The sequence below is a fragment of the Tautonia plasticadhaerens genome (genome assembly GCF_007752535.1).
Taxonomy (GTDB): domain Bacteria; phylum Planctomycetota; class Planctomycetia; order Isosphaerales; family Isosphaeraceae; genus Tautonia; species Tautonia plasticadhaerens.
In genome coordinates, this window is the sequence record NZ_CP036426.1 from 2,675,561 (window position 1) to 2,688,882 (window position 13,322).

A 13,322-nucleotide genomic window follows, 5' to 3' on the forward strand; every position below is an offset into this window, starting at 1 on the left:
CGCGCCCGCGACCTCGGCCGCCGTGGGCCGGTTGGGGTGGACGGATGCATCCGGGTCGGCGAAGATCGGGGCGACCGACCAGGGAGGGGGGGGACGGCCTCGATGGCATCGACCGCGCCGCAATCACAACCCGGATCGACGGCCGACGGGGTGCCCGGCCGCGTGGTCGGCATCGACCCGGGGCTGGGCACGACCGGCTACGCCGTGATCGAGCCGGCCCCCCGGGCGGCCTCGGGGCTGATGGGGCCCCCGCCGCTGGTGGTCGAGGCCGGGGTGATCCGGGCGAGGCGGGACGGGTCGCTCGGCGTCCGCCTCGACGCGATCTACGGCGGGATCATCGAGGTCCTGGAAGCCTTCCCGCCCCGGGCCCTGGCCCTGGAGCAGGTCCACAGCCGGGTCAAGCACCCCCGGACGGCGATCCTGATGGCCCACGCCCGGGGGGTGATCGTGCTCGCCGCCGCCCGGCGGGGCGTCCCCGTGATCGGCTACGCCCCCTCCCGGATCAAGAAGACGCTGACCGGCCACGGCAAGGCCCCCAAGGAGCAGATGCAGCACGCCATCCGCACCGCCCTGGGCCTGGACCGCCTGCCCGAGCCCCACGACGTGGCCGACGCCTGCGCCGTGGCCCTCTGCCACTTCCAGATCGACCGCAATCGGGGCGGCCTGCTGCCCTGACGCCCGGCGACGGCGGATGGGGGGAGACGGCCGACGGATGTCGGGTGACGGCGGACGGCGGAGGGATCGCGCCCGGTCGGGCCCCCGCTCGTCGTCGGTCGGACTCCGTGAGGGGCCCGCCCCCGGCCACCCGCCCACCTCGATCCCCCGGCGGGGGGCGCGGTACGATACTCCCTTCGTCTGCCCCCCGCGCCCATCATCGCCCCATCCATCGCCCGAGGTCCGTCCGTGCCCACCATCCCCGTCCCGTCCCGCCCCAGGAAGGAGGCCGGCGACGCCAGGGCCGCCGACCCGAGCCGCCTCAGGCTGGCCGACGCGGCGATCCTCGCGGCCTTCGCCGCGCTGGCCTTCCTGCTCGGCGTCTTCCCCCTGAAGGACGTCGACTTCTGGTGGCACCTCCGCACCGGCGACCTGATCCGGGAACTGGGCGCCGTCCCCCGGGTCGACCCCTATACCTATACCGTGCCCGACCGCTCCTGGGTGGACCTGCACTGGGGCTTCCAACTCCTCTTGAGCTACGGCTACGAGGCGGGGGGCGTGGTGCTGTTGAACCTGGGCAAGTGCGTGATCACCACGGCCGCGGTGCTGCTGCTCCTCACCTCCCGGCGGCGGGACTGGCCGCTCTGGGCGATGGTCCCCGCCTGGCTGCCGGCCCTGGTGCTGCTCGGCGGCCGGATGTACATCCGGCCCGAGACGTTGACGCTGCTCTACCTCGCCGTCTTCCTCGCCGTGCTCTCCCGGTGGGACCGCCGCCCCTGGCTCGGCCTGCTCCTGCCGATCACGCAGGCCCTCTGGGTGAACACGCAGGGGCTCTTCGTCTTCGGGCCGATCCTGCTCACCTTCGCCCTGATCGACGCCGCCCTCCGCCCCGGCGCCTTCGAGAAGGGCCGACGCCGATGGTGGCAGATCGCCCTGGGGGTGACGGGGCTCGTCGGCCTTGCCTGCCTGCTGAACCCGTACGGGATCCGGGGGGCGGCCTTCCCGATCACCGACCTGCTCTTCGGCACCCTGAGCGACCCGATCTTCAAGGAGGAGATCGCCGAGCTGAGCTCGATCCCCAAGCTCATCGAGGACACCGCCGGATACCCCCACTTCATGCTGATCGTCCACCTCTCGACGGTCGCCCTCGGCGGGCTGAGCTTCGTCCTCCCCCTGCTCTGGCGGGGGACGACCCGGATCGCCGACCTGAGGGGCGGGGGGGGGGACGCGGACCAGGGCGAACGCCCGAAGAAATCCAGGGGGAAGCGATCGAAACCATCAGCAGGTCCCAATCCCGGGGGACGGGGCAAGCGATCGGCCGCCGAAGCCCCGGGGCCGGGCTGGTCGCTCCGCCCGTTCCGCCTGCTCCTGTTCCTGGCGTTCACGGCGCTGAGCTGGCAGGCGACCCGGAACAGCCACCAGTTCGCCGCGGTGGTGGGCACGGTGACCGCCTGGAATTTCGGCGAGTGGGCCGCCGCCGTCCTCAGGCGCAGGGCCGACCGGGGGCTCGACGCCGGGCCCCGGCTCTGGCCCCGGCTGGCGGCGCTGGGGGTGACGGTCGCCCTGCTCGTGGCCGTCGCCACCGGCGGCCTCTACGCCGCGGCCGAGGAAGGCCGGACGATCGGCCTGGGGGAGGAGCCCGCCTGGTTCCCCCACCGCGCCGTCGAGTTCGCCGGCAGCGAGGGCCTGCCCCCCCGGTTCCTCGGCTTCCACATCGGGCATGATGCCCTGTTCATCTATCACCACGGGCCCGAGCGTAAAGTCTACGTCGACCCGAGGCTCGAGGTCATGGGGGCCGACCAGTACCGGGCCTACAGCACCCTGAGCCGGGCGATCGCCAACGACGCCCCCCGGTCCTCCTGGCGCAGCGTGCTGGCCGAGGCGGGCAACCCCGTCATCCTCGCCGACAACGACCTGGCGACCAAGGTCGGGGTCACCCTGCTGCTCGACCCGTCCTGGCGCTGCATCTGGTTCGACGAGGTCGCCTCCGTCTTCGCCCAGGAGGCCGACGCCCGATCGGGCGACTTCCCCGCCGTCGACTTCCTCGGTCGGCACTTCGGCACGCAGGCCGACCCCGCCCCCCCGAGGCTCCCCGCCGAGTGGCGGGCCTCGGTCAAGGGCCTGAGCAAGTACATCTTGATCTTCCTGGAGCAGCGCAACCGCCCCGACCAGGCCGCCGCCATGATCCCCCTGGGCCTCTCCCGGGCCCGGCAGGCCCGGGCGGTGCTGCCCGGGGAGGCCGAGCCCTGGGCCTTCGCCGCCGCGATGGAGCTGGGCCGCGTCGGCCTCGCCTCCGCCGGCCCCGACCGCCGCTACCTGCACCCCTTCGAGCCGATCCGGGATCTGCACCCCGCCCGCGTCGCGTCCTTCGCCCGGAGTGCCCTGGCGATCGACCCCGACGCGACGATCGCCCTCTCCGCCCTGCTCGGCCTGGCGCTGCAACGCGGGATGGACGACGTGGCCGTCCCGCTCCTGGGGCGGGCCATCGCCCATCGCCCGCGGTCCCCGACCCAGGCCCAGACCCGGGACGCCTATCGCGACCGCCTCTCCCAGGCCGTCGCCCGGCTCGGGGCCGAGCCGAGGGTCGACGTCTCCAACGGCGACCGCATCCGCCGGAGCGTCGACGCCCTGCTCGCCTCCGGCCGGGTCGAGCAGGCCGTCGACCTGCTGGAGCAGCAGTACCCGATCGGCGAACGCGACTGGCCGACGGCCGACCGCATCGCCGCGCTCCTGATGCACCTCGGCCGCCCCGACCGCGCCCGGGCCTCCTGGCGATCGGTCGCCGATCCCCCCGACCCGGCCCTCCGACAGGCCCGGGTCGCCGCCTCCTACTACGCCGAGGACGACCTCGACGCCGCCCGGGAGGCCTACGAGCTGGCCCTCGACGCCGACCCCCGGTCCTTCGACGCCCAGTTCGGCCTCGCCCTGGTCGAGCACGACGCCGGCCGTGCCCCCGATGCGCTCTCCGCCGCCCGGGAGGCGATCGAACTCGCCCCCGACGAGCCCTCCCGGGCCGCCTCCCAGGCGATCGTCCGCCGGGTCGAGCCGTATTCCGACGCCGGGCCGGCCGCCCCCTGATCCGAATCCGTCCCCCTCTCCCCACGAGTGGGGAGAGGGCCGGGGTGAGGGGTCTTCGATTGAACGTATCGCCTTGCGAAACTCCGATCCCCCCCACCCGGGCTGCGCCCACCCTCTCCCCCGAGGTCGGGGATGCGGGGCGATCGTCCGCACGAGGGACGCGGCCGAGACTCGCGAGCAGAACGCGGGCAGACGCTTATTCGTACAACGCCCCGATCGGCCTCCCGGTCGTCACATGGAAGGGCCGGTTCAGCGGGTCCCGGTACTCGGCGTGCGGGTCGACGCCCAGGCCGGCGAACATGGTGGCGGCCACGTCCCAGGGGCCGATGCGATCGGTGGTGGGGTAGGCCGCCATGCGGTCGGTCGCGCCGACGACCGCCCCCGGCGTGGTCCCGGCCCCGGCGACGAGGATCGAGTAGGCGTTGGCCCAGTGCTTGCGGCCGGGAGAGGCGCCGGCGAACCGCTTCTCCAGCGCCACCTTCGGGGCCCGGCCGAACTCCCCCATGCAGACCACGAGCGTCTCGTCGAGCAGGCCCCGGGCGTCGAGGTCTTCCAGCAGGGCCGAGAGGCTGTGGTCGAACCTCGGCAGGAGTTGATTCATGACGTCGAAGATGTCGTTATGCGTGTCCCAGCCGAGCCAGTCGATCGAGTCGGGCCGGGTGTCCTGGCCCCGGGCCGAGTGGTTCCAGGCCACGGTGATCCAGGGCACGCCCGCCTCGACCAGCCGCCTCGCCAGCAGGCAGGCCTGGCCGGAGCGGAACCTCCCGTACCGCTCCCGGGCCGACTCGGGCTCGGCCGAGAGGTCGAAGGCGAGGCGGACGGACGGGTCGCTCATCAGTTCATATGCCTGCCGGTAGACCGCCCGCCGGTCGTCCTCCCCGGCCAGCCAGCCCGCCTCTCGGCGGGCGAGCTCGACGGCCTCCAGCAGCGACCGGCGGGCCTCCATCCGCACGGTCGGCACCCCGTCGGGCAATTCCAGGCTGGGGATCGAGCCCTCCGGGTCCGTCGGGTCTCCCACGACCAGCGGCATCTCGGCCCGGCCGAGGAAGCCGCCGTCCTGCCCCGGGGCGGGCAGCTCGGGGACGACGATCGGCATGTTGATGTGGGCCGCCGTGTAGGGCGAGGTGGCCGACGGCCGCACCCGCTTGAGCACGGCGGCGAGCGTCGGGGAGTCGTCCGGCGACGGTGCCGGGTTCGACGACTTCCTCGGGTGATACCGGCCCGTCAGCGCCAGGTAGGCCGCCGAGCCGTGGTCGAGGTCGTCGTGCGACATGCTCCGGACGACCGCGTAGCGGTGGGCCAGCCGGGCCAGCCGGGGCAGGTGCTCGCAGACGATCGTGCCGGGCACGCTCGTGGCGATCGACGAGAACTGGCCCCGGATTTCCGCCGGGGCCTCCGGCTTCGGGTCCCAGGTCTCGAGCTGGCTCTGCCCGCCGTTGGCGTAGACCAGGATGACCGATTTGGCCCGGCCGAACCCCGCCCCGCCGCCGGCCGCCCGGGACGGCCCCCCCGGGACGAGGGCGCCGAGACCGGCCAGGCCCCCGATCCTGAGGAACTCCCGGCGGCTCGCCGGCTCGCCCCGGTGCCGGGCGGGTGCGAGGAATCGGATCACGGCATCCCCCTCGGTTCGCACCCGATCGGATCAACACGGACGAACACGAATCGCCCTGATTCTACCGGAAAAAAGCCCCTCCCGTCGCGGCCTCCGGCCCGGGGAGGGGGGGATTGGGGGGCCCTCGGGCCGGGCCTGCCGGCTCAGCGACCCGACCCGGCCGCGGCGGCGGGCTCGGCCTCCTCGGCCGAGGAGCGGTCCCTCGGCCCGCCGCCGAGGGTCCTCCGGATGAAGTCGAGCCGGAGGTCGGCGTAGTGGTCGCTGGAGATCCCGTGCCGTGACTCGGGGTAGACCATCAGCTCGAACGGCTTCCCGGCCTGCTGGAGGTTGTGGATGAGCTGATAGGTGTTCCGCAGCGAGACGTTGTCGTCCTTCGCCCCGTGGACGATCAGGAGCCGGCCGTGCAGGTCGCCGGCCGCCCCGACCACGGAGGTACTCGCATACCCCTCGGGGTTCTCCTGGGGGGTGAGCATGTAGCGCTCGGTGTAGATCGAGTCGTAATTGCGCCAGTCGGTGACGGGGGCCCCGGCGATGCCGCAGGCGAAGCGGTCGCTGTGGGTCAGGGCGAAGGCGGTCATGAACCCGCCGTAGCTGTGGCCGGTCATGCCGATCCGGTCGGGGTCGACGTAGGGACGCTCCTTGAGCCAGTCGATCGCCGTCTCGATGTCCTCCAGTTCCTGGATCCCGAGCCGCTTGTAGGCCGACCATGCCGAGACCGCCCCCTTGCCGCTGGCACTCCTCGGATCGGCCCGGAAGACGATGAAGCCCTCCTGGGCGAGCGCCTGGTCGGTCGCCCGGGCGCCGGCCCAGGAGTCCCGGATCGTCGGGTAGTGCGGCCCGCCGTAGGTCTGGAACCAGACGGGGTACCGCTTCGACTCGTCCAGGTCGGGCGGCAGGATCAGCTCCCCTTCGAGCGTGAACCCGTCCGGCGTCTCGATCCGCACCAGCTCCCGGGGCCCGAAGGTGTACTTCTCCAGGTCGGGCAGCGGGTTGTCGTCGATTATCCGGACGATCGAGCCGTCGGCGGTGGAGCGGAGGGCGACCTTCGGGGGCGTCGTCACGCTCGACCACGTGTCGATGAAGTGCGTGCCGTCCGGGGCGATGCTGACCGAATGGTCCCCGTCCTCCTTCGTGAGCCGGTCGACGCACAGGTCGTCGATCGACACCCGGTAGAGGTTCTCGGCGACGTGGCTGTCGAGCGTGCCGGTCACGTAGACCGCCCGCCCCTCGGGGTCGAGGTGCTCGACGGAGCGGACCTCCCACTCGCCCATCGTCAATTGCTTGAGCAATTCGCCGTCGGCCGAGTAGTGATACAGGTGCTTCCAGCCGTCCCGCTCGCTGGGCCAGAGGAAAGAGCCGTCGGGCAGGAAGGTCGGGGCGCCGGGGCTCTCGACCCAGGCCTCGGTCGTCTCCCGGAACAGCGTCTCCGGCGGCCCTCCCGAGGTCGGCACCCGGAGGACGTCGAGCCAGGTCTGCGTCCGGTCCTGCACGTAGCAGAGCGCGGCCCCGCCGTCGGGCAGCCAGCCGACGTGGCTGATGAGGAACGAGCCGTCGAGGTAGTTCGAGAGGTCGGCGAAGCGGGGCTCGCCGCCCGCGCTGGGGACGACGGCCATCGCGACCTTCGGATTCGGGTCGCCGGCGAACGGATAGGGCGTCTCCTCCACCGCCCGTCGGGGGCCGGTGTCGTCGAGCACCGTGTGCGCGTCGAGCGGCCGGTCGTCGAGGCGGAGGAAGGCGAGGTGCTCGCCGTCGGGGCTCCACCAGAAGGCCTTCCAGCTCCGGCCGAACAGCTCCTCGAAGTAGACCCAGACCGCCTTGCCGTTGCGGACGAGGTCGGTCCCGCCGGTGGTGAGCGCCCGCTCGGTGGCCGTCTCCACGTCGACCACATAAAGGTCATTCGCCCGGACGAAGGCCACGAAGCGGCCGTCGGGGCTGAACTCGGGCAGTTCCTCCTCGCCCGGTGCGCTGGTCAGGCGGAGGGCCTTCGAGCCGTCGAGCGCGACGTAATAGAGGTCCTCGCCGTGCTCGACCAGCGCCCCCGAATCCGTCGGGTCGGGGCCGGCGATCGCCCGGCGGGCCAGGCGATCGGCGTCCTCGGGGCCGATCGTCGGGAGCGTGGCGAGGGCCTCGGCGATCGGCTCGGGGTCCAGGTAGGGCTCGGCCTCGCCGGTGGCGGCCTCCACCTTCATCGGCCGGCCGTCTCGGGTCTGGAGGAAATGACCGTCGTCGAGCCATCGCACCGACGACGGACGGCCGCCGAAGTCGGGCGCGTCTCGGCCATCGAGCAGGTCGAAGGTGATCGGCTCCTTCTCGCCCGAGTCCTCGTCCTCGTCGATCGGCGGGATCGGGCGGGTCAGCAAGGCCACCTGTTCCACGAGGCGGACGGCCGGGAAGTCGTCCCCGGCCTCGATCCCGTCGGCGAGCAGGCCGTGGGTCATGAGGTTGTCGTCCGACCCCGGCTCGAGCAAGTAGGTCGCCAGGGTCCCCATCGGCTGCGAGGTCCGGACCAGCACCGACCCGGCCTCGACCCGATAGGACTCCTGCCGGGCGGACGCCTCGGCCTCCACGGACGCCGGGCCGACGTAGCCGCCCCGGCGGCGTCGGACCTCGTCGAGTCGATAAATCTCGGCATCCACCTGGACGTCTTCTCGAACGTGTTCGAGCGCGATCCCGTGCCGGCGGAGCGTGTCGACCGCCCCGTCATGCCCCGGCGGGATCACGTACGCGAAGGGCCGGGCCACGGCCAGCGTCGGCTCGAAGCGGTGGACGAGCGAGACGGTGTAGTCCTTCGGCACCCCGACGGCGACGCTCTCCGAGGGCGTCGCGCCGGTCGTCTCCTCGAAGCCGAGGATCGTGACCGGAACGTCGAACGGCCTCGCCTCGGACCGGATCGCCACCTCGGCACCGTCGGCGGCGATCGTCTCCGAGCGGGCCCGGTCGAGCAGCGAACAGATCTCCTCCTTACGCGACGCAGCCACGTCCAGGGCGGACCGAACGAAGGCACGCGTGCCGTTTACGCGATCCTCGAACGAGGCGTAGGCGTACGCCTCGGAGAGCAGCGAAAGCCGATTGCGAAGCCCGGCGTAGGTGGTCCCGAACCGGGGATGGGCCGGGTAGGTGGTCCACTCCGAATGGTCGTCCTCGAAGTTGCCGTAGGAGAACGCGTGTTCGCCGGTGGCTTGGTGGAAGCCGTCGGCGACGGCGGGGAGGAATTGGTACCGGGAGAACGCGAGCACCTCGGGGTGGGTCGCCGGGTTCTTGGGGCCGTCGTAGGTGATCAGGTAGCGGTGGGCCGAGCCGTTGGTGGTGTGGGTGTCGAGGAACAGGTGGGGGTCCCACGCATCGAGGAACCGGACGAGTCCCCGGGTCTCGGGGGCGCTCAGCGCGACGAAGTCGCGGTTCAGGTCGAGCCCCTGGGCGTTCTGCCGTTCCCCCATGCCGTCCTCGGGCCCGAGCTGGCCGGGGCGGTTGTCGGGCGCGATCCGCTCGGCGCCGTCGGCGTTGAAAAGCGGGGCGACGCAGAGGATTATGTCGTCGAGCAGCGGGTGATCGGGCCGGTCGGTCAGCTCCCGGACGAGCATCGGGAGCGCCTCCTTGCCGCAGACCTCTCCCCCGTGAATCGAGCCGATCGCCAGCACGACCAATTTGCCCGACGCCCGGGCCTCCTCGGCCGAGGCGACCGGCGGGTCGCTGACGATCAGCAGCGGGATCGACCGGCCCTCGGCGGTCGTCCCCAGGGAGTCGAGCCGCACCAGCTCGGAGCGGTCGTCGAGCCGTCGGCAGAGGTCGACCGTCTCGTCATAGGTCGCGGTCGCGGTGTAGCCGCTCCGCTCGGCGACGGTGCGGAGGTCGTCCGCGGCGGCGGCCGGCGCCGCCACGATCGACAGCATCAGCAGCGAGGCGACGGTCCGGGGGCGCATTCGCATGTGAATCCTCAAATGGGTGAGGGCGAGCGGGACGGATTCGGGCGGAGGGGAGAGGTGGCAACCCCCTCCCCGGCGATTCGGGGAGGGAGGAGGGTTCGGCCGGGAGGCCGGTCGGGTCAGTCGAGTTCCTTGATGAAGAGATTCTTCCAGCGCACCTCGGCCGGGCTCTCGCCGTCGAAGGAGTGGACCTGGAGGCCGATGAAGCCCTCGGCGGTCATGCCGTCGGTCAGGTCGGCGACGGGATACCCGTTGACGAAGGTCCGGATGTGGTCCCCCTCGCAGACGACGACGTAGCTGTTCCACTCCCCGGGGCGGAAGGCGCCCCGCTCGACCTGGTTGGTCCGCTCAGTGGAGAGCCATCCTCGGCGTGACTCGTCGTAGACGTAGCCCGAGTCGCCGTCGGAGTCGATCTCGACCTGGTAGCCGTGCACGCGGCCGTCCCGGTAGTCGGGGGTGCTCAGGCTGCGGATCTGGACGCCGGAGTTGAGCCGGGGGTCGACCTTCACCTGGAACATGAGGAGGAAGTCGCCGTAGTCGCGGTCGGTGCAGAGGAACGAATTCGGGCTCCCCTCGGCCGTGGTGCCGACGACGCAGTCGTCCTCGACCCGGTAGTCGGCAGTGCCATTTTTCTGGACCCAGCCGGAGAGGTCCTCGCCGTTGAACAACGGGCGGAGGCCCTGGGTCTCCTGGGGTGCCGGGACCAGCAGGGCGAGCCCCGTGGCGCCCGTCCGGACCCGGACGGGGCGGGCGGCCTCCTCCTGGGCGGCGGCGGCGAGCAGCGGGAAGGCGAGCAGGGCGAGGGGGAGATGCATCGGCGGATTCCTCAAGGTCGAGAGGCGTTCAATTCCTCAAACTCGACAGCGGCGCCGGGATCCGGCCGCCGTGGCGGACGAACGCCGTGCTGCCCCCGGCGGCGTGGATGGGCAGGATGTCCATCTCGCCGAAGAGGCCGCCGAAGACGGCCCGCTCGCCGGCCGCCTTTCCGGGCACGGGGATGACCCGGACGGCGGTGGTCTTGTGGTTGATCACGCCGATGGCGACCTCGTCGGCGATCAGGGCGGCCAGGGTCTCGGGGTCGGTGTCGCCGGGCACGGCGATCATGTCCAGCCCCACGGAGCAGACGGCCGTCATCGCCTCCAGCTTCGCCAGGGTGAGGTCGCCGCAGGCGACGGCCGCGGCCAGCGCCGCGTCCTCGCTGACGGCGACGAACGCGCCCGAGAGCCCGCCGACGCTGGAGCTGGCGAACGAGCCGCCCTTCTTCACCGCGTCATTCAGCAGGGCCAGCGCGGCGGTCGAGCCGGGGGCCCCCAGGCGTTCCACCCCCATCGCCTGGAGGATCTCGCCGACGGAGTCCCCCACCTGGGGCGTGGGGGCCAGCGACAGATCCACGATCCCGAAGGCGACGCCCAGCCGGGCCGCCACCTCCCGGCCGATCAGCTCGCCGACCCGGGTGACCCGGAAGGCGGTGCTCTTGATCTCCTCGGCGATCTCGCCGAGGGTCGGCCGGACGGCGGCGGACTTGACCAGGTCCTCGACGGCGGCCTTCACCACGCCGGGGCCCGAGACGCCGATGTTGATGACGCAGTCGGGCTCCCCCGCGCCGTGGAAGGCGCCGGCCATGAAGGGGTTGTCGGTCGGGGCGTTGCCGAAGATGACGAGCTTGGCGCAGCCGAAGCCGTCGTGCGACCGGGTCCGCTCGGCGGTGTCCTTCAGGATGCGGCCCAGCAGGGCGATGGCGTCCATGTTGATGCCCGCCGCCGTGGTGCCGACGTTGACCGACGAGCAGACCCGCTGCGTGGTCGAGAGCACCTCGGGCAGCGCCTCGATGAGCCGCTTCTCCGACTCGGTCCAGCCCTTCTGGACCTGCGCCGTGAAGCCGCCGATGAGATCCACGCCCACCTCGGCGGCGGTGGCGTCCATCGCCCGGGCGACGGCCAGCAGGCCCTCGGCGTCGTGGCCGGCGGCCACGGAGGCGATCGGGCTGACGGCGATCCGCCGGTTGACGATCGGGATGCCGTAGCGCCCCTGCACCTCCTGGCAGACCTCCCGGAGGCGCCCGGCGTAGTGGATCAGGCGGTGGCGGACCCGGTCGCAGAGCGTCGCGACGTCGGGGGACGCACAGCTGTGCAAGTCGATCCCCATCGTCACGGTGCGGACGTCGAGCTTGTAGTGCCGGACCATCCCCAGCGTGGCCAGCACGTCCTCAGTGCGGTACAACGACGTCGCTCCCCTCGGGGTTACGGGCGGAGCCGACCCGGACGGGGCGCGGCTCGTTGGTGGCGAGGAAGATGTCCTCGTGCTGGACGTAGGCCTCCAGGCCCAGTTCGGCGCCGAACTGCTCCAGCTCGGCCCTCAGCTCGGCCGGCTTCAGGTCGGGGGGCAGGAAAGCCTCCATGACCAGGCTGAACCGGGGGCCCTCGGTCCGGGCGTGCAGGTCGACGATGTTCACCCCGCGCCGGGAGAGGCTGCCGGCGATCCGGTGGATGTTCCCCGGCTTGTCCTCCCCCAGCACGGTGAGGATGAACTTGTCCCCCCCCGGCACGGGGTCGACGTGCCGGCCCTCGTCGGGCAGGACGGCGACGTTCAGGTCGAACCGCTCCCCCCGGGTGGCGACCGCCTCCCGGATGGCCTTGGGATCCCGGGGGCCGTCGAACTCGACGGCGAGGATGATCGTGAAGTAACCCCTCAGGACCGTCTGGCTGAGTTCCTTGATGTTCCCGCCCCGCTCCGAGATCGCCCCGGTGACCGCGTGGACGATCCCCACGCGGTCGGCGGCGGTGACCGTCACGATATACGTGTGCATGTGGCTCCCATCTGGATGTCCGTCCTCGTCAACACGGCGGCCGTGGTCGATGGTCCCGAGGTCTCAGGCGTCGGCCGCTTCGTCGTCGTGCTCGGGCGTCTCGGCCCGGGAACCCCCGGCCGCCTCGACGATTGCGGGTCCCCGTGGCGGAGGCTCCCGGCGATGGGGACGCCCGCGGACGCGATGCCCCGGCGGATCGAAGCCTGGGAGCCTTCTGTGACGCAAAGGACCAGGCCCATGCGGGACATGATCAACGGATCGATTCCCGTGGTCGAGGTCCGGTGGATCTTCATGGGGTCCTTCCGCCGCCATCCGGCATCCGCCGAGGATCGATCGGCCGAGGGCCCCGGCGACACGAGCGCCGGCTCAGGCCACCCGCTGCGGGTCCTCGGCCCCGACGCCCGCCCCATCCAGCTCCTCGGCCCCGGCCCCGGGGCCGAAGCGGTCGGCCCGGCAGGCGGACGCCATCGCGAACCAGCCGGCGATGAGCGCGAGGCCGCCGATCGGGGCGATCATCCCCAGCCAGTCGGCCGTGCCCCCGGCGAGCACCAGCAGGTACAGGCTGCCCGGGAAGACGATCGACCCCACCAGGAACAGCCAGCCCGAGGCCGACAGCGCCCGGGACGCCCCCGACGCCGACCCGGAGCCGAGCCCGGTCCGCATCGCCAGCAGGCCGACGGCGATCAGGGCGAAGGCGTGGTACATCTGGTACCTGACGCCGACCTCGAACGTCTCCAGGTCGCCCGGCTCGACCTTCCCCTCCAGGCCGTGCGCCCCGAACGTCCCGGCGACCACCGCCAGCCCGCCCAGGATCGCCCCGACTCGGACCCAGGCCGCTCCGCCCATCATCGCCCCTTCCTGACCCAGCTCCGGATCGGCTCGCCCCCGGCGGGGGGACCGGGGCGGCAGCCAGTCGCCGCGCCTCCCGATCTCCGCATCCCGCCCGACCCGATCATTGTCGCCTCCCGGGCCCCGGCGCTCAACAGTTCCTGGGAGGGATCGACGACCGTCGCCGGATGCCTCGTGGCATCGGCCACCCGCCTACCGGTGCATCCGGGAAGATCCCCCGACGCGTTTGGAGGTACCCGACCCCCGCCACCGCGTGCGAGAGCGCGGATGGTCGGAGGCCGGGTGGGGAGGGCTCGGACGGGGCGCAAGGCGTGGCGATCGCTCGAAGGCCCCTCGCCCCGGCCTCTCCCCGCTCGCGGGGAGAGGGGGACGGTTCCGGTCTGCCGACGAATGAGGCGGA

At 72.4% G+C, this 13,322-nt stretch carries 8 protein-coding genes; 2 read left to right on the forward strand and 6 right to left on the reverse strand.

Going from position 1 to position 13,322, the window contains the following annotated elements:
• The first annotated feature begins 102 nt into the window (after positions 1 to 102).
• Together ElP_RS10370 and ElP_RS10375 are read left to right on the forward strand one after the other, a co-directional pair.
• A complete protein-coding gene (locus tag ElP_RS10370; RefSeq protein ID WP_145269005.1) occupies positions 103 to 675 on the forward strand; it encodes a crossover junction endodeoxyribonuclease RuvC in 573 nt (190 codons plus the stop codon).
• 228 nt (positions 676 to 903) lie between these two features.
• Positions 904 to 3,732, forward strand: coding sequence for a tetratricopeptide repeat protein (locus ElP_RS10375; protein WP_145269007.1), 2,829 nt, complete (start codon positions 904 to 906; stop codon positions 3,730 to 3,732).
• A gap of 196 nt (positions 3,733 to 3,928) precedes the next feature.
• Here the strand turns inward: ElP_RS10375 and ElP_RS10380 are convergent, their stop codons facing one another.
• The 6 genes from ElP_RS10380 to ElP_RS10405 all read right to left on the reverse strand — a co-directional run bounded on the left by ElP_RS10380 (position 3,929) and on the right by ElP_RS10405 (position 12,922).
• Positions 3,929 to 5,344 (reverse strand): DUF1501 domain-containing protein, encoded by a 1,416-nt coding sequence (locus ElP_RS10380; RefSeq protein WP_145269009.1) that lies wholly within the window; start codon positions 5,342 to 5,344, stop codon positions 3,929 to 3,931.
• Between the two features lie 143 nt (positions 5,345 to 5,487).
• Positions 5,488 to 9,270 carry a DPP IV N-terminal domain-containing protein gene (locus tag ElP_RS10385; protein WP_145269011.1) on the reverse strand — a complete coding sequence of 1,261 codons (3,783 nt, stop codon included), beginning with the start codon at positions 9,268 to 9,270 and terminating at the stop codon, positions 5,488 to 5,490.
• Between the two features lie 116 nt (positions 9,271 to 9,386).
• Positions 9,387 to 10,082 carry a 3-keto-disaccharide hydrolase gene (locus ElP_RS10390; RefSeq protein ID WP_145269013.1) on the reverse strand — a complete coding sequence of 232 codons (696 nt, stop codon included), beginning with the start codon at positions 10,080 to 10,082 and terminating at the stop codon, positions 9,387 to 9,389.
• A 28-nt stretch (positions 10,083 to 10,110) separates the two neighbouring features.
• The gene (locus tag ElP_RS10395) at positions 10,111 to 11,487 is read right to left on the reverse strand and encodes a PFL family protein (RefSeq protein ID WP_145269015.1); all 1,377 of its coding nucleotides are present in this window, start codon (positions 11,485 to 11,487) and stop codon (positions 10,111 to 10,113) included.
• The gene (locus ElP_RS10400; RefSeq protein ID WP_145269017.1) at positions 11,474 to 12,073 is read right to left on the reverse strand and encodes a glycine cleavage system protein R; all 600 of its coding nucleotides are present in this window, start codon (positions 12,071 to 12,073) and stop codon (positions 11,474 to 11,476) included. Before ElP_RS10400 ends, ElP_RS10395 begins: the two co-directional genes overlap by 14 nt.
• A 366-nt stretch (positions 12,074 to 12,439) precedes the next feature.
• Positions 12,440 to 12,922, reverse strand: coding sequence for a DUF423 domain-containing protein (locus ElP_RS10405; RefSeq protein WP_231749637.1), 483 nt, complete (start codon positions 12,920 to 12,922; stop codon positions 12,440 to 12,442).
• Positions 12,923 to 13,322: the final 400 nt, after the last annotated feature.